General features: G+C 68.5%; 14 protein-coding genes and 4 pseudogenes. 8 read left to right on the forward strand and 10 right to left on the reverse strand.

The features are described 5' to 3' along the window. The 3 genes and pseudogenes from ACFWTC_RS32930 to ACFWTC_RS32940 all read right to left on the reverse strand — a co-directional run. Positions 1-305, reverse strand: a pseudogene (locus tag ACFWTC_RS32930) (hypothetical protein); the annotation flags it as partial. A 550-nt stretch (positions 306-855) separates the two neighbouring features. Continuing rightward, positions 856-1302 (reverse strand): hypothetical protein, encoded by a 447-nt coding sequence (locus ACFWTC_RS32935; protein WP_383931538.1) that lies wholly within the window; start codon positions 1300-1302, stop codon positions 856-858. A 652-nt stretch (positions 1303-1954) separates the two neighbouring features. Continuing rightward, positions 1955-2187, reverse strand: a pseudogene (locus tag ACFWTC_RS32940) (hypothetical protein); the annotation flags it as partial. Positions 2188-2678: 491 nt separating this feature from the next. Between ACFWTC_RS32940 and ACFWTC_RS32945 the strand changes: the two are divergent. The 4 genes from ACFWTC_RS32945 (at position 2679) to ACFWTC_RS32960 (ending at position 5208) form a co-directional block, all read left to right on the forward strand. Further along, entirely contained in the window at positions 2679-2939 is a 261-nt protein-coding gene (locus tag ACFWTC_RS32945; protein WP_383931541.1) for a hypothetical protein, read from the forward strand. Between the two features lie 121 nt (positions 2940-3060). After that, positions 3061-3747, forward strand: a complete 687-nt coding sequence (locus ACFWTC_RS32950) for a DUF2637 domain-containing protein (RefSeq protein ID WP_384029731.1) — start codon at positions 3061-3063, stop codon at positions 3745-3747. A gap of 573 nt (positions 3748-4320) precedes the next feature. Further along, positions 4321-4497: a hypothetical protein gene (locus ACFWTC_RS32955; RefSeq protein WP_384029729.1), complete on the forward strand. Its 177-nt coding sequence runs from the start codon at positions 4321-4323 to the stop codon at positions 4495-4497. Between the two features lie 387 nt (positions 4498-4884). Continuing rightward, entirely contained in the window at positions 4885-5208 is a 324-nt protein-coding gene (locus tag ACFWTC_RS32960) for a hypothetical protein (RefSeq protein ID WP_384029728.1), read from the forward strand. A gap of 371 nt (positions 5209-5579) precedes the next feature. On the opposite strand, the gene ACFWTC_RS32965 is transcribed toward ACFWTC_RS32960, so the two are convergent. Both ACFWTC_RS32965 and ACFWTC_RS32970 read right to left on the reverse strand, forming a co-directional pair. Continuing rightward, entirely contained in the window at positions 5580-5774 is a 195-nt protein-coding gene (locus ACFWTC_RS32965) for a hypothetical protein (RefSeq protein WP_384029726.1), read from the reverse strand. Positions 5775-6679: 905 nt separating this feature from the next. After that, a complete protein-coding gene (locus ACFWTC_RS32970; protein ID WP_384029724.1) occupies positions 6680-7321 on the reverse strand; it encodes a hypothetical protein in 642 nt (213 codons plus the stop codon). 711 nt (positions 7322-8032) lie between these two features. On the opposite strand from ACFWTC_RS32970, the gene ACFWTC_RS32975 reads away from it, so the two are divergent. Continuing rightward, the gene (locus tag ACFWTC_RS32975) at positions 8033-8509 is read left to right on the forward strand and encodes a hypothetical protein (protein WP_383931557.1); all 477 of its coding nucleotides are present in this window, start codon (positions 8033-8035) and stop codon (positions 8507-8509) included. A 270-nt stretch (positions 8510-8779) separates the two neighbouring features. On the opposite strand, the pseudogene ACFWTC_RS32980 reads toward ACFWTC_RS32975, so the two are convergent. Beyond that, positions 8780-10401, reverse strand: a pseudogene (locus ACFWTC_RS32980) (IS4 family transposase). Positions 10402-10464: 63 nt separating this feature from the next. Between ACFWTC_RS32980 and ACFWTC_RS32985 the strand changes: the two are divergent. The 3 genes from ACFWTC_RS32985 (at position 10465) to ACFWTC_RS32995 (ending at position 12062) form a co-directional block, all read left to right on the forward strand. After that, positions 10465-10830, forward strand: coding sequence for a transposase (locus tag ACFWTC_RS32985; RefSeq protein ID WP_384029723.1), 366 nt, complete (start codon positions 10465-10467; stop codon positions 10828-10830). Then, a complete protein-coding gene (locus ACFWTC_RS32990) occupies positions 10827-11747 on the forward strand; it encodes an IS3 family transposase (RefSeq protein WP_384029721.1) in 921 nt (306 codons plus the stop codon). Before ACFWTC_RS32985 ends, ACFWTC_RS32990 begins: the two co-directional genes overlap by 4 nt. Positions 11748-11903: 156 nt before the next feature. Next, positions 11904-12062, forward strand: coding sequence for a hypothetical protein (locus tag ACFWTC_RS32995; protein ID WP_384029719.1), 159 nt, complete (start codon positions 11904-11906; stop codon positions 12060-12062). Here ACFWTC_RS32995 and ACFWTC_RS33000 read toward each other — a convergent pair. From ACFWTC_RS33000 to ACFWTC_RS33015, 4 genes and pseudogenes are all read right to left on the reverse strand, one after another. Next, positions 12028-13599, reverse strand: a complete 1572-nt coding sequence (locus ACFWTC_RS33000) for a hypothetical protein (protein WP_383933459.1) — start codon at positions 13597-13599, stop codon at positions 12028-12030. The genes ACFWTC_RS32995 and ACFWTC_RS33000 overlap by 35 nt on opposite strands. A 336-nt stretch (positions 13600-13935) precedes the next feature. Next, a complete protein-coding gene (locus ACFWTC_RS33005; protein WP_384029717.1) occupies positions 13936-14244 on the reverse strand; it encodes a hypothetical protein in 309 nt (102 codons plus the stop codon). A 346-nt stretch (positions 14245-14590) separates the two neighbouring features. Then, a pseudogene (locus tag ACFWTC_RS33010) lies at positions 14591-15477 on the reverse strand (IS1380 family transposase); the annotation flags it as partial. Positions 15478-16473: 996 nt separating this feature from the next. Then, positions 16474-16701, reverse strand: a complete 228-nt coding sequence (locus ACFWTC_RS33015; protein ID WP_383933467.1) for a hypothetical protein — start codon at positions 16699-16701, stop codon at positions 16474-16476. Positions 16702-16835: the final 134 nt, after the last annotated feature.

The following is a 16835-nucleotide window of genomic DNA, read 5'->3' on the forward strand; positions in this document are numbered from 1 at the left end:
GCCCCGCCGCTGCCGCTGCCGAGGCCGGTGCCGCCGCTGCCGCCCGCACCACCGACCCCGCCCAGGACACCGTTGCCGCCAGGACCCCCCGCACCGCCGGCACAGTCCCCGCTCCCGGTCGCCGGACCGCCCGCGGTGCCGGGAAAGCCGTTGGGATGGGAGGAGTTCCCGTTGGCGCCGGCGACGCCCGCGGTGCCGGCGGTGCAGGCGAGGGCGGAGGCCGCGGCGGGAGAGCCGAGGAAGAGTGCTGCGCCGGCGAAGAGCGTGGGCAGGGCGAGGAGCGCTGTGGTCTGGTTCCTGTTCATGACGGGGTTTCCTCAGGCTCAGGTGAAGCGCGGGTCGGTGCGGGTCACTGCATCACGCCGGTGCGGAACCAAGTGGGGGATATCCGTTCCCCGAACCGGTTTCCGTGCCGCGTGCCAGCAGGCAGTCGGCGAAAATTCCGGACTGTTTCCAGTGGGCAGGCATCTCTGCTCGCCATAGGCGGCCAGGGTCACCGCGCGGGGCCAAGTCTGCGAGCAGGGCAGTCCTCTCTGAACGGTGGGGCAGTTCCCCCGGCAGGTTGCCTAGTCAGGGGACGCTGGGCCGGGCCGGACCGTCGCCTACAAGATGCTCGGCTCGGCGGTGGATGCGCAGGACACCGGCCCCTGCGGGGAGTGCCGCCCTCCCGGCCTTGGAGACGAAACTTCGCGGCACCCAGGCATCTCTTTGTCAGGCATACCGTGCGGGCGGGGCAAGCCTCCGGGCCGGGCCTCCTTCAGCCCGGAACCGCCCCGCCCTTACAGCGTCTGCAGGGGCGGGACGGCACCGAGGGATGCGTGTCGTCCTACGGGAGCAATGCCCGCGAGGGTCGGTTCAGCAGGGAACGGTGGAGTTTCCGGCGGCGCCGGTGGCACCGGTGGTGCCGTCCGCAGTGAACGTGGCGGCAGTGCCGTTGCCGCCGGGCTTGCCGGGACACACCGGGCTGGCCGCGCCACCCGCACCGCCGGCACCGCCCTTGTGACCGCCACCGACCGTGGACGCTCCCCCGTCGCCGCCCTTGCCACCGGCGATACCGGCACCCGCGTTGCCGACACCGCCCACACCGCCCTTGCCCCCGGTACCGCCCAGGGCGGCTCCGCCCCCGGAACCGCCGATACCGCCGTTGCCGTTGGCACCCCCGGCGCCGCCGGCACCGCCCGCGCCACCGACGCTGGCGCTGCCGCTCGCGTTGCCGCCGTCACCCCCGGTGCCGCCGTTCCCGTTGGCACCGGCCGCGCCACCAGTACCGCCCAGGCCACCGATCCCACCACCGGTGCCCACACCGTTAGCCCCATTACCCCCCGGAAGACCCAGGAGGCTGAACCCGCCCACAGCCCGGACGCTGCCCGTCTCGGCACGGGCCGACGCGGAAGCCAGGGCAGGGGCGGCGGTGAGACCGGCCACAGCGATCACGGAGACCAGGAGAGTCCGGGAAAGAGCAGTGGTGCGCATGAAGCGCATGAGGAAGCCTCTCGAAGTGCGCGACCGCAGATGCTCCACGACCGACACCCGCAACCTACACACGAACACACCACCCCATACGTCGCACAATGATCCAATAGCTCAAAACAGACCTTATGGGCAAAATTTGACTTTAACACCCCCGCCCAAGGCCGTCCGGGCAGGGACCGGGAACCCCGCGCCTGCAGTTCCCGGCGCCCAGTCGGCCGACGGGCTGTCAGTCTCACTGTTTCGGTTGCGATGATGCAGCGTCCGTGATCATCAACTGTTGGGCGAGCGGAGTGATTTCACTGTCAGGGCATGGCGGAGTCCCGGCGCTACTGCCGGGTTCTCCGGGATCCTTCGGATCGCGGGCGGGCAGGTGACGTCGGTGTCGGTCTCGATGCCCCTCGCGTCCCGGCACTGCAACGCCTGCTGGCGCAAGGCCGCTGCCGCCTTCGACGAGCCTCAATTGGGTTCCGTGTGACGCTGGGGGTCGCGGTCCCACGTGCAGGGCCCGGCCGCCGGGGCCCGAACTGCCCGATCTCGGTCATCAGCACAACGCCGGGATCTCGTCCGCGCTCCAGCCGGTGACGTCGAGCAGCAGGCCGTCCAGCGGGCCGCCGACCGGTCGGCGTAGGTGCGGCCGGGCTTGGGGCCGGGCCGGGGATGGTCGTGATCCTGACCGTAGACCCGGCCGCGCAGCAACTCCGCCTCCCCGTCCATGCGTCCCAGCCTCCCAGCCTCCCAGCCCCTTCCAACAGCGCAGGTTTACCCAGGGTCACCTTGGGCGTGCGTCGGCGTCTTCCACAGCTGCAGCTCGGTTTCCTGCCACACGCTGTCGAGGTCCCGCTGGAGCGTCACCATCGCGTCCGGAAAGTTTCGGAGTCCAGGAGTTCTGCCGACGCGGTGCCGAGCGCGACGGGGGCCGCCCCCCGCACCGCCCGGTGGGCGCCATGCGGCAGGGAGGCGGGGAGCGTGGGTCATCGGAGGGTGATGCCACCCGTATGCAAACCGGCCATGGCTGCAACAAGGTGCTCGCCGGGAGCCTGGCGGCGTTCGCGCCCACCTCAGGTGCCTGCAGAACCGATAAACCATTAGCCCGAAAGCCGCAATATGCGACATAGGGGCCACTCGTTTGCCGCGCATCTTCCGTAATGCGGGCCCGTTGGATGGATATGACGAAAGCAAGTCCACGGTTCACCTCAGGAGACGTCTTGGTCACCACAACGGGCAGTGCGGCAGGCGCGGTTCTCCTGGGGAAGTGGGTCTACACACCGGCCCCCGCCAACGAGGTGAACGCGACCCTCCACGACAGCTACCGACGAGTCGACCTGCGGCACTCCGCCCAGCTCCTCGAAGACCTCCTCACAGAGCTCGGACACATCCAGGAACGTTTCGCCGCCTCGGCAAGCAACCCCGAAGGGTGCGACACCCACTCCCTCGACGAGCCCCATCAGCAGTCCCTCCATGTATGAAGCGGGGGGCCGTCACCGGCGTCCGGAAATGCCCGCCCCGCGCCCTGCCACGGGAAGCCAAGCGGCAGCCGGCCACTCCCAGATGCGGGAGCAGCCCCTGGTCCCACTTGACCATCTGGACGTGGACTGGGACCCGGCAGAAGAACTCGCCCACCTGCTGCACGAGGCCGTCGAGAACGAGCGGAACGGCACCGCACCGCCCGCGGACACTGCCAAGATTCCGGTCATCGACGGCTCCGGCAACAACCCCCTCGGCGGCCTGACCAAGATCACCGCCGGCCTGCCCCCGCTGTCCCCCACACCGCCCCGCGGCCGACGCCGCCCCCGTTCCCGCAAGCGGGCGATCAGCGCACTGCGCACCACCAGCTTCTTCCTCGCCGCGCTCGCCGCGATCGTCGTGTCCATGGTGTGCGTCTTCAGCGGCATGGTCAGCTACGACCCCCTGCGCCACATCGCCCAGTACCCCATCTACGGCAACGCGGACAGGTGGTGGCCCCTGCTGGTCTACGGCCCCTGGCTGGTCGCATCCCTCTCGATCCTCCGGGCCGCCCTCCACCGACGACGCGTAGTGCACTCCTGGGCCGTCGTCCTGCTGTTCTCCACCGTGTCCATGCTCCTGTGCGTCGCACAGGCACCCCGCACACTGGTCGACGTGGCAGCCGCCGCGCTCCCGGCTCTCGCCTCCCTCACCTGCTTCCAGCAACTCGTCCGGCAGATCACCCTCACCCGCCCACCACTCCAGACCAAGCCACGCCACCGCACCCGCCCCACACCCCCACAACGCCCCACAGGCCAAAGACCGGCATAACCGGACCCCGCCTCCGCACAGGCCGAACGCGGCAGAACACGTGACGCTGGACGGACGAACCGGCAGAAACCAGCAAAAGCCGAGAAGGGCACCTCACGATGTCCGGCAACGCCCGTCCGGGAACTGCGTGACCTCGGCCGCGCGCCCCCGCAGAAGCTGCGCCGCTTCTCGCAGAATCCTGGCCATAGCTTTGCGTAAGACCTCGAAGCTCGCCGGCCACCAGGAGACCGCCAGGCGGGCGGCCCTGGATTGCACCGGGGTGGGCTGGAGGTGATCCGCTCGCGGTTCTACGGTGGAAACAGGCGGCCGGGCCATGAGCGGCCCCTGGCCGCCGCACCAGTGGGCACCTGCCTGCACCTCCCCCTCCGAGCAGGTGCCCACCCCCTGGGCGCCAGGGCATCCCCTCAGGACCGTCACCTCCGACTTGCGAGGGAGGCGTTCCCGTCGCGGCCGGCGCGCTCGGTCCAGTTCAGGGCGCTGGTGAGGCTGATACCGAGCAGAGAGCCGAGAACGGACGGGGGAGGTCTGCTGCGAGGCTGGAACCACCTCTCCTCCCCCGGCACCCACCGCGGCATGGTCCAGGAGCACCCCCGCTCCGGCCTGCTCCAGGGAGCCGAGCCGTACCTTCGCTGGTACGCCAGCCACAACCACACCGATCCCAACGCCGCCACCGCGGTACGCGACGCCCTGGCCGCGTGGGACACCGCGCAGCACAGCGGTGCAGCCGCCGGCCTGACGGCGGCTGTCTGACCTGTCGCGCCCGTCATGGCGCTGGGCACGGGCCGCGTCGATCGGCGCCAGCTGGCCGTCACGGACCGCCTCCGGCTCAGGGAACGCACGACGGCTCGCCTCACGAAGGATCCGGCTCCGGCGCTCCACCGCGGCCGCGATGGCCAGGTCTGCCGGCCCCACCGACAGGCGGATGTCTGAATGAGCGAACCGGTCGTTGTGCCAGCGCCAGAAACAGTCGGAACACGAGAGGCAGGCACGCATGGGCAAGCAGAAGAAGGGCCGCAGGCACCGCAGAGTCAACCGCACGCCGCGTCCCATCGTGGCGCCTGGCCTGCGGTGGCCGGCGAAAGTCACTCCTGCCTGCCCCAGCAGGCAGTCGGCCGCCAGCCTGTCTACCGGGACCGCGTGGACCTCGTCGACGGGCGTGCGTACCCGGCGACCGCACGCCTGCACGTGGACGGCAGGCCGATGCGGTTCGACCTCGTCGCCAACATGCACGGTGTAGTCCAAGGCGAGGTGACCGGCGAGTGCGCCGACATTCTCGTCAGCCTTGCCTTCGCCTACCTTGAACGCGAACAGCCGGAGCTGCTTCCCCTGCTCGGCGAGGAGGCCGCCAACCCCGCAGAACTTACCGAAGCCTTCCACCGGCTCATCAGTAGCGGCATCTGTGGTCCCGACGACCGAGGCGGCTACATCGACTTCGCCCGTGTCCACGCGGCGCACGCATGATCGGCCTCCTCTTGTAATCCGGTCAGAGGACGGTGTCGTGCAGGGCGCGGCGGTCTCCGGCGAGGGCGTAGCGGCGGGCGGCCAGGCCGTGGGCGAGGTGTTCGCCGATCTCGTCTTACAGCGGGGCCGGAAGCTCGGCGGCCTGGGTATCGGAGGGGCAGGCGCAGGCTGCGATCTCAGCGACAACGCCGCGCCTTGCGGTGATGGCAGGGTCGGCCGCCCGACGCATCAGAGGCGCTACGGGAAACCCGGGGCAGGCCGGCTCCACAGCGGGAGACCCGTCAGCGAACGGGCCCGTTCGTGCCGCGGAGGATGGTGAGGATCTCGGTGAGCATCTCGCCGTGCTGGGCCAGTACGGCGCCGTGCTCGTCCTAGGTATGCGAGATCTTCTCCAGGAGCTGGGTGCGGGACTGCTCGACCTGCTGGCGCTGGCGTACGGCGAGCGCTTCGGTGCGGTCCAGGACGTCCTGGGTCTCCGCGAGGCGCTCCAGGGCCGCCACCCGTCGGGCCAGCTGCGCGTCCGGGTTCTCGTAAATCGGGTCTTCGGACGCCAGGGCTCCGTTCAAATGGGGACAGGGCCGCGTACGGCACGTCGATTGTCGCAGGGCCGGGTGCGGGGCGGTAACCGGTGCGCTGTGCTCAGGGCCCGCGAGATGCCGGTGCGTTGGGAGACGTCCAGGCGCTGCGCTACCGGACGCGCCGGGGCGAACCTGGCGTTCCTTCGGGGCTGAGCGGCCGATACCCCCGATGATGGGAACCGCCCGGGGCAACAACGGATCAAGCAACGCTGGGAGCAGGCACATGGCGGTGGAGGTTGGTGCGCAGGAGGATCGCGTCACGGGGCGGGTGTGGACGGTGCGCCTGGACCCCTACGGTCGTCCTTCCGCCAGCACGGTCCGGCTCTCCTGCTCCCGCCGGGTCTGTGCCGATCAGCGCTTGCCCAGTGCCGCTGCGGGCCGCAAGGCCGCGGTCGGACACGTCAACGCGCACCTGGCCGACATCCGTACCGGTGGCGGGCCGCGTCCCGGGGCGTGGTGCGGCTGCCGAGCAGCTGACTGCGCGTGGCACACCCTCGATCCCGGCACCCTGTCCCCCGGTAGACGCACCGAGACACGATCGGTGACGGGCCGGGCCGGTGCGGAGGCCCGGTGGTCCTGGCGGTGTACGCGGACCGTGCCGGGCGGCTGTGGCGCATCACGGAAATGTGCGCGCGCTGCGCGGCCGCCATCCCAGACTGCCGCGTCCTGGACACAGCCGTGTCCCCGGCCCGCCCCGCCCCGCCCCGGACGAGGCCGGAGCAGGCCAGGAAGAGGCGAAGCAGCCGGGGACAGAACAGCAGCCCATCGGCGGCACGACCACGGGCGGTGCGGCGGCCGTGTTCTCCCACCACGGCTCCTCCCCCGTCTCCCTCCTGCCCGACGCCCCTCCTCCGGCCGCCGGGCCAGCCCCGGTGCCCCGCGCTCGCGCCACCTCACCGGCCGTGGCGCCGCCACGGGCCAGGCAGTGGGCGAAGATCGCGCAGCGGACCGTGCCGTGCTACCTCCAGCCCGACGTGCTGCGCCTGGAACTCATCGAGCTCGGCGACGCATTCCGCGCCTGCCAGCAGAGCGCTGAACCCGCCCTCACCCTCCTCGCCCAGCTCCACGAGCGCAAGGCACGCGCGTTCGCCCTGTGGGCGGACGTCACCGGCGACGGAGCCCTGCGCCACGAGGCGAAGCGCGCTGAAAGTGCCGCGCAGACCACCCGTGAAATGCACGCCCACCGTGCCGGACACCCGGCCGGCGACACGGTGGGCGGCGCGGACGAGCCGGTGGTGGAACGACTGCTGACCCGCGGCCAAGCCGCGCACGCCCGTACCGCGCTGGACTACGTCCAGGCCCACACCCCGCATCCCGAGGCCGAGGTGCGCCTGGCGGTACTCCTCCTCACCCTGCGGGCCGCGCGGGCTGGCACCGGAAACATCACCGGACAGGACCTCACCAGCTGGCTCTCCGACGACGCCGAGCAGGTACTGCAACGGCTGATCGCCGCCGACTGGCTTCGCCTGCCCGGCAGCATCGCCGAAGCTCTGGCCTCCCGGCCCGAAGATCCCACCGCGTTCACCGTCCCCCACTGCTGCCCGAACATCCCCGCCCGTTCTCCTTCGGCAAGTCCACCCGCTCCAAAATCTCCGGATGGGCACAGAAAGCTATCGGGGACCGAAAGATCCGCAAGAAGAAGCTGGACGCCACCACACGCCTCCTCGCCCTCTACACCGCCGCCCACACCCGCCCCGACGGCCGGCTCGGACCCGCCGACGATAATGGACTCCGCCTGGACAAGGTCGCCGCGTTCTGCGCCCTGCAGCCTGAGGACGTCGCCGGGCATGCCGCGCTGCTGGTCACCGCCGACTGGCTCACCGAAGCCGACACCACCCAGGGCAGGCTGCGCGGACAGCTCACCGAGCGGGTCCTGCCGCTTGGAGGACTGCTGTAACGGCTCCGGCATGCCCCGATGGCTCCGTTGACTTCCTCGGACAGCGTTTATTGTGCCCAACCAGTTACTCACCGTGCCCTCAGTACGGAACCAGATGCCGTGACGGGCCCGATCGGCGCCCCACAGGGCTGGGCGAAGTCGAAGCGGACCTCCTCGCCGCGGCCATGACGTCAGGCCGCGGCGAGGAGGTGCTTACCGTCCGGACCGCCCGTCGTTGCCTGGGCGTGCCCGGTTCGCCACGGGCAATGGCCGAGGTTGCCAAGGCCGGACTGGCGGCCAATCGGCCAGGTGCCGTGCTCCTGCCCGGTACGGTGCCGGGGACAACGGCAACCGCAGGAATGGGTGGAACGTGACGGCAGGCCCGGTTCGACGGCGCGGAGAGGTGCTCGGCTTCGGTCTGGCGGCCGCGCTCTTCCTGCCCGGGGTCGCCTACCTCGGGATCACCAACGGCCACGACTTCATCGCCAATGACTTCTTCGCCTTCATGTACTGCCTGGCCAGCGTCGGCTTCGCGGCGTTCCCGCTGCTCGCGTGGCGCAGGAACGGCCGCTGGTACGCGGACCCGGGCTTCGGCCGGACGGCGTGGCTCCCGTGGCTGTTCACGACCGGGCAGGGCGTGGCCTACAGCGGTCAGCGCACCGGCTCCAACCTCGTCGTCTTGGCGCTGGGCTGGGGCGCGTTCATCGGCGCCAGCATGGTCGCCATGTACTACCTCGGGAACGCCCTCTGGTTGAACGAGCGCGACCGCGCCGCACACGACACCGGCACGGCCTCGGCCGCAGAGCATGGGCGGCCGGAGCTGAGCGAGCCGCAGGCCGGCGCCTGAACGCCGCTCTGCCCTTCAGTCGCCGGCGCGGCGTTCGTCGTCCAGGTGGGCCATGGCGTAGCCGTGCTCATCGGGATGGCGGGCGAGGCGGGCCATCACCCACGCAGTCTTCGCGTCAATCCCCTCGCCGAAGTCGGCGGCCAGGCGCCGTGCCTGCCATGTCGTTGAGGTTCCCCCGGGATGCGGGGAATGGTGATAGAGGGTCAGATGGGTCTCATGAGAGGAGTCCAGACGATGCCTGCACCGAGGAAGTATCCCAAGACCACGGAGTTATGGCTTGTCCGCTGCTGTCAACAGGGGCGGTGGGCTTGAGGCGGTTGGGGTAGTCCACTCGGGTTCGAGGGTGTAGAGACCCCGGCCGGTGCGGCGGAGGATTCCTTCGCGGACCCAGCGTCCCAGTTCCGCGCGTAGTCCTTGGGCGTCGTCCAGTCCGATACCGCGGGCGATTTCACAGGCGCGCCAGGTACGGCGGGGATCGGTTCGCAGGAGTTGCAGCGTGCGGTCACGGCGTCCGTCGGGGCCGGGGCCGGCGCAGGGGTGCACGGTGACACTGATGCTGGTGATCCTGGAGGCACCGAGGACTTGTGCCTGGTGGGGCGGGGCGGCGTAGCGGGAGATGGGGCATTTGACGCGGCGCGGGTTGACGCGGGCTCGGCGGGGTGGGAGCAGATCGTGCAGCGCTGATGTGATTCGTCCCGGTCCGGTAGGTTCGGGCAGTACGTCGGCGGCGGCGATGAGCTGGTCTTTGGCGGTCTCGAGGGCGACGGTGAAGGAGGCGCGGTCCGGGTCGGTGCCGGGGAGTGTCTCGACGGCCTCGGCCATCGTCCGGCGTAGTGCCTGGTAGACGGTCAGGTGGGCCCAGAGTTCCTGCTGGATCCCGGTCGCGTCCTGGGATCGCAGTACCAGGCCGTGCTGCAGGGTGTGCCGGAGCGAGTAGAACGCTGACTCGATCTCCCATCGCTCGTGGTAGAGCTCCACCAGCTCTGCGGCGGGGTAGCGACGGTGATCGGTCAGCGTGGTGGCCAGCCGGTAGTGGCTTTCCAGCCGCAGCCCTTTGGCTGTCGTCACCGCGATGTGTGCATCGATGATCCTCAGCCGGGTCCCGTTGATCCTGGTCAGGAACGACCCGTCCGGCGGGAGTGCCCAGCGTGCGGGTGTCCGGGTTCCCTTCAGGCGTACCAGCAGCTGGGCCCCGGTGGCAGCGGCCTTCGCGAGGAAGTCGTCGGAGTCGAAGCCCCGGTCGTTGAGGAGCAGCATCTTGTTGTCCAGCAGTGGTAGCAGCTGCTCAGCGTAACCGGTTTCCTTCTCGGGCGTCGGTCCAAAGACGGCACCGAGGAGAGCCCGGGTCCCTGCTCGCACAGCACCATGATCTTCAGCATCGGATATCCGTCCGTGCCGTAACGGTGCCTGTGTTTGCCCAGCCAGGCACAGACTCGCGGCCGGTCGGGAGCCTTGGTGGAGCTGCAGCCGTCGAAGGCGACTGTGCGCCAGCACCTGTAACGCACCCCTGGTGTGATCGGCTGTGCCACGGGCCCGGCCAGTGTCTCGAAGAGCAGCCGCAGTGGCGCGGCGCCCAGCCGCCGGCGCACTTCTCGCAGCGCCTTCTCCGACGGACGCGGTGGAAGGAGCCCGCGCAGCCCGCAGGTGAGTTTGTCCCATACCCGCAGGTAGCCCAACTGCGGGAAGAGAACCAGTGCCAGCACGAAGTAGACGCCGACCCTCGACGGCAGCAGCCTCAGCCTCCGCTGGGTGCCGCCAGTACGTTCCAGCACGTCATCGACCAGTTCAAAGGGCAGGTGCCGGGTCAGCTCACCCAGATGCCCCGGAGCGAAGACCCCGTTGGCGACGGTGATGGATGAAGTGAGCGTGACGGTGGAACACTGAACGGGCAACGGGGCTCCTTCAGGCGGGAAGACCTTGGTCGGCTTCCTCGCTCTATCAGGAGTTCCGTTGCCGTGAGCGGCACTTCTCCCAAATACCTCGCCCCTGTTGACAGCGGCGGACAAGCCATAACTCCGTGGTCTTGGAAGTATCCGCTGGAGTTGCGTGAGCGTGCGGTACGGATGTACCGGACCGCCGAGCCGAAGCCCGTGATCCGCCGCATGGCCGAGGAGCTCGGCGTGCATCACGAGGCCTTGCGGAACTGGATTCGCCAGGCTGAGGCCGACGCTGGCGAACGAGGCGACATGCTCACCACCGCCGAGCGTGAGGAACTGGCCGCTCTGTGGAGAGAGAATGTCCAGCTCAAGCGTGCGAATGAGGTCCTGCGGACGGCCTCGGCTTTTTTCGCGGCCCAGCTCGACCCGACCCGGCCCAGGTGACGGCGCTCCTCGACGAGCACCCGCATCTGGGGGTCGAGCCCGTACTCCGGGAACTGAACATCCCCTCCACCACCTACTACCGCTGGCGCCAAGCCGAGACCGAGCCGTGTGAGCGCCGCCGCCGGGACGCCGAGCTGACGGACCAGATCCGCAAGGTCCACGCCGACTCCGGCGGGATCTACGGCTCACCGCGCGTACACGCCGTCCTCAAGCGCGAGGACGTCCACGTCGGCCGCAAGCGCGTCGAACGGCTCATGCGCCAGGCCGGTTTCGCCGGGATCAGCCCCCGCCGGGGCAAGGGATTCACCCGCCGCGACCCGGACGCCGAGCTCGCTCCTGACCTGGTGCAACGCGACTTCACCGCGAACATGCCGAACCGGCTGTGGGTCACCGACCTGACCATGATCGCAACCGAGGAGGGCCCACTATGGCTCTCCGCGATCCGCGACGCGTTCTCCCGCAGGGTCGTGGCCTGGGAAACCTCCGCCCACGCAGACGCCGACCTGGTCCTGACCACGCTTGAGTACGCCCTGGCCAGCCGCGAAGTCACCCCCGGCGAGCTCATCCACCACGCCGACCACGGCTGTCAATACACATCCGTGAAACTCACAACACGCCTGGCCAGAGCCGGGGTCCAGGCGTCCATGGGATCGGTCGGCGACTCGTTCGACAACGCCCTCGCGGAGAATCTCTGGATGCTGATCAAGACCGAGTGCATCCGCGGCCGTGTCTTCGCCACACGTGCCGAGGCGAACCTCGCGCTCTTCCAGTACGTCGACGGCTTCTACAACCCCCGCCGCATCCAGAAACGACTCGGCTACCTCAGCCCGATCGAGTTCGAGGAGAAGCACTACGCCAACCAGGCAGCGGCTGAACAAGTGAACCTGAAACCAAGTCAACCCGCCCTGACCAGCTAGTCAGCACCTCCCGCACAGCGGGGGAACCTCATTCACGCGGGGCGAGGACCCAGGTGCCCAGGCCGGCCCGGACCACCAAGGCGGAATGGGCGCAGTGGAAGCAGGAGGCCCGCCAGCCGGTGCAGCAGAACGCCGAAGCGGTCGAGGCACTGCGCCGTGTGCCGCCTGCCCCGCGCCCAGGTGGCGGACGCGTTCACGACCACCCGCTACACCGGCCGGACCCCGCGCCACGTACGCGACGCGTACGCTGCCTGGAAGACCGCCCTGAACGCCTTCGACATCACCTTCGACGGCCGCCTCTCAGCCCGCCAGTAACCTCAACATCCCCGGTTCCACCGTTCGTTTGACCGACCCTGTCGTAGGCCGGGAAGCAGGTGCGCCGGTGGAAGGCCGGCCTGACACCGGCGGCGGGACAGAGCGGGTCGCAGACGGCGAACCGGATCCGGCTGTGGCGCGAGGCGGCGGCGCACTTGCGACATGCGCCCGCCGGTGTGCTGGAGTCGGTTCCCAGACCGGCGAGCGAGAAAATGAGCAGCGCTGAGCCGCCCCACCTGCGGTAGGGCGTGCGGCGGCCCTGCTTGTGCTCGGCGACGGCGACCAGACGCCGGTGGAGGAAGCGGACAAACGCCCGAGCCAGTTGTACAAGGATAAGGACGGCTCCGGCCAACGGGAGAAGCAGCAACAGGATCTGGACGGCGGCGGAAAGGATTCCAACCACTGGATTGCCCGATGCGGTGGCGCTTCCGACCAACGTCTCGGCCGTGCTCCATCCCGTCTCGACGAGTTCGGGGAGCCGGACGACCAGGATGCTCAGCTGGACTGCCAGGGCGGGGATGACCACCAGCACCCAGGCGGTGACCACCATCTGGGGCCAGCGCTTGAGAGCCTGAAGCAGTTCGTCGGCTGGCTGCCGCAGGAGAGCCCGTTTCAAGATCGGCTTGATGTACTTGAACAGGTCGGGGATGCCGACCAGGTCGGAAATGATGTAGTACCCGTCGAAACGGAGTGACGGGATGAGCTGCTGCACGATTTCCAGGTTGATGGCCAAAATCGCCACCAGCAGGACGTGCCATCCGGTCTCGAGGTACGTCAGGGCGAGACCGATGACGAACAACGCGTTGAAGTAGACGCCCCCGAGGTCGACCCGCAGACGGCCTGTGCGACCCAGCCGGTACGAGTCGGTGACGTCGGTGTAGAAAGCGGGCCACACCAAGTAGATGCCGCACCCCATGGCACCGGGGCGTGCCCCGCTATAGCGGCACGCCGAGGCGTGGCCGATCTCATGAAAAGCCGAGGAGACCAGGGCCAGAAGGACGACCAGCAGGATGCTGGTGGGGGTTACCAGAGCCTGTTGCATGGCGCTGGACATGCGATTGCCGCTGAACAGCAGGAACTCGAAGAATACGAAAACGCTGACGGCCAGGAGCATCACGAAGGGCTGGTACAGCCACATGAAGAAGCCGCTGATGCTCCAGGAGGATGCCTCGGAGAAAACGGCTACCCGGAACCGCAGCGACAGAAAGGGGTTGGCCTTCGGGATTTCCGGGGGTGAGCCGTCGCTGTAGGTGGTGACCCCCAACGGCGCCAGTTTGTTGTCGATGAGGAAGACAACATGGTCCGGCCCGAATTCGCGGCTGGTTTCGTGGCTCAACGCTTCCGCCAGGCGGGAGAGGTACTGCTGAGCGTTCCGCGGACCCGAGGCCGACTGCTGCTGGATGTGGACGAGTTTGGCCAGCAGGTACAGCAATTCGGGCAGGCGTACTACCTGCCCGTCGAAGCGGCGCACCAGGTGGGGCTGCACGCGGTACCCGGAGCCTTCGAACTCGCCGACCAGTTCCGACCCTTCGGTCAAAGTGGGGACCGCCAGGGCGGAGGGAGGGGAATCTTCTGTCGCAACTGACAACGCTCGCGGGCTGATGGCGCTCTCCAGGAGGTGAGAGGAGTGATGCGGCCGGTGCGAGGGCACAGAGCCTTCATCCGGACGAACGAGCGTGGGTTCTCCTGGTTACACACAAGGTCCGGCCGAACCGGGGGAACGGCATATCCTTGAGCGGGCCGGGCCGCAAAGCCCGTTCACGGCGTATCGGAAACGCGCCTCACCAAGCCCCGCACGAAAGTCGGGGAAGCGCCGACGAGATCGTCAGCCCTTCCCCGACCCATGGTGATCTTCTGTCACCAAGGGGTTACCTCAGTGGGTTACCGTCGACGGGGTGCAGATCTGCGTGATCTGCTGCGTGCCGAGCGGCAGGCCCAGGACGAGCGCCGGGGAGGTGCTCTGGGTCGCACAGGTCGACACGACAGTGGCGCCGCCGTGGCCGCCGCCGTAACCGCCGCCCTTGTCGCCGTCGTGGCCGCCGCCCTTGTCGCCGTCGTGGCCGCCGCCGTTGTCGCCGTCGTAACCGCCGTCGTAACCTCCGCCGAAGGCGGAGAGCACGGCCCGCTCGGGCAGGAGCTCGCCAGCGAGCTTGTTGAGCTCCTCAAAGTTAACGGCAGACATTTTTGTTTCCTTTCATCATGCGCTGCAGCTGACTGCCTCGCTTGGTCATTGGTAGTTGTACCAGCAGCAAAGCGCCGCAATCAATTCTGCGGCTGAATTCACTTATTCAGCTCTGCGACTATTCGCATCATCCATTCTTGGAGTATGGGCCGAATAGGCTATTCATCAGATGAATCATTTGTCGCTAGCCTCGATCTTTCGTGGTGGGCCGCCGCCGAGATCGGCGGCCTATTTCGTTATCGGTGGCCAAGGGAGGGCAGGCCGAGGGCCCGGGTGTCGTCTCGGGTGAGCGGGTTCCACTGCTCCGGACTGGGTGCTCTTCTTGTAGGGGCCGGTGAGTTGCTGGTCAGCCGGGGTTCGGCAGGAGTGCGAGCCGTTCGAGGGCAGTGGTGATCTCACGGGTCCAGGGCCAGTGGTGGGCGAGGCGGAAGGATGCGGCGTCGGCCGGTGGTGACGAGCTGGCCGGCTGCGGAGAACAGGCGGACCCGCAGGCGGCGCGGTTCCCAGAGCCGGGTCCGGCCGGTCATGGCGAGCATGGGCATCCAGGCCAGCAGGTCGAGGGCGATCTGGATGATCTCCAGCCAGACCCTGTTCTGCGCGGTGTCGTGCAGGGGAAGGTTCCGCAGGCCGGTCGAACGCGCGGCCCGGATGCGGTCCTCCGCGAGGGTCGCAGCCGGTGACGGAGCTCGAGTTCGGCGATCGGCCGGCCGGGGGTGTTGGTGGCGAAGCAGGTGATCCGCATGCCGTCCGCGTCCGTGATCCTCAACTGGGTGCCGGGATGGGGCCGTTCCTGGCGGGCGATCAACCGCATCCCATCCGGCCATCCCTCCAAGACATCGCCGGTGAGTTGGGCGACCCATGCGCCGTCACGAACCTCGCCGTTCGACTCGACGGCCGGCCAACCGAGTAGGACAGCCAGCGTCCGCGCTGGGAGAGCCAGACCACGAACTCATGGGTGCCTCCGCCGGAGTCGCAGCGGATCAGCGTCTGCCGTCCCCGCCGGTACGTCCTCAGTTGAGCGAGGGCGAGGCGGGCGGCGGTGATGTGGTCTGCGGCCGTGTTCGAGCCCGTGTTGCCGGGGCGGAGGAAAGCGGCGACGGGTTCTCCGGTTCCTCCCGGGCCGTGGTCGACGAACCCCATGAGCGGGTGGTGGCCGTAGCTCTTCTTCCAAGTCGGGGTCGCGTCCTGCTTGTCCGAGGGCGCGACGACCACAACCCCGTCCAGGTCCACGACGTTATCGGCGTTCCTGCAAAGGGCGGGCGGCGGATCTTCAACAGGGGAAGAGGGAGGCAACGGGGTCCCGTTGGTACGTGCAGTCGGCCAAGACAACTTGCCCTGTCGTTCTGCCCTCTGAGAGCGGGACCCGGGCCGTGCTCGGAGCGGCGTTCGGCCTCACAGCCAAAGGCGAGACCGGCTATGCCCGGCACCTGCTTGCACCTCGTGACGCCGGACATGGTGGCGCTGTGGGACGACGGTTTCGACGGCAACGACTTCCCCAGCGCGGTCACCACACGGACGGCGGGGCCACCCTGGGGCGGCGGCTTCGGAACAACCGGCGCACCCGTCCTCCTCCAGCTCGCCGACCGTTGTCCGGAGCATGGTCTTGTGGGAGACGATCGCCTGTGAAGGGAGGCGTCGGTGGCCGTTGTCCGGCGAAACTCTCCTGGCGATGCCCAGCCTCAGGGTCGTCTCCCAGACGTGCCCGGGCGAGTGGAGAACGGCTGGCGCATACTCAGCCGGACCTTTTTTGCTTTCGCATGGGATTGACTGCTCGCCGCCCATAATTGCGTCGCTCCAGAATGGCCTGACTCGTCCAACGGTGCGATTTCGTGATGTGCCAATATCGGCAGTGGGGGCATAGATAGATGCGATCGGCTGGGGGCGTATTTTCGAGCAATGGCTGTTTCGCCAGCCAATTGCGAGCTACATCCTCGCTTGGGAACCTCACCTTCCCGCCGAGCGGGCAGCGTGGCAGGCTCACGTGGTCACACTCCTTTGGAATCGGGAGTGGAGCCCTCACCTCAGCCGTGCTCGCAACTCGTGACTGGCCTCCTGTTGATCCAGGACGGAGACCCGTGACAACAGCGGTGGTCGCGCCCTCGGAACGATGGGGTGAAAGGTTCGGCAGAAGCACACGTCGCTGGGCTCCATACGAAGGTCGGGGAAGCGCTGACGAAAGCGTCAGCCCTTCCCCGACCGATGGTGAACGTCTGTCACCAAGGGGTTACCTCAGTGGGTCACCGTCGACGGGGTGCAGATCTGGGTGACCTGCTGCGTGCCGAGCGGCAGGCCCAGGACGAGCGCCGGAGAGGTGCTCTGGGTCGTGCAGGTCGACACGACGGTTGCGCCGCCGTCGCCGCCACCGTAGCCGCCACCGCCAAAGGCGGAGAGCACGGCCCGCTCGGGCAGCAGTTCGCCCGCGAGGTTGTTGATCTCCTCAAAGTTAACGGCAGACATTCAATTTCCTTTCGTCATGCGCTGCAGGCGGATTGCTCCCGCCTGGAGATTTCATTTATAGCAGCCGCCAAACCAAGACAACCAATTTACAGTAGCCGTGGCGGCAGGATTCATCCATTCAGTCTCCATATATC

The organism is Streptomyces sp. NPDC058619 (genome assembly GCF_042717785.1).
In the GTDB taxonomy this organism is placed as follows: Bacteria; Actinomycetota; Actinomycetes; order Streptomycetales; family Streptomycetaceae; genus Streptomyces.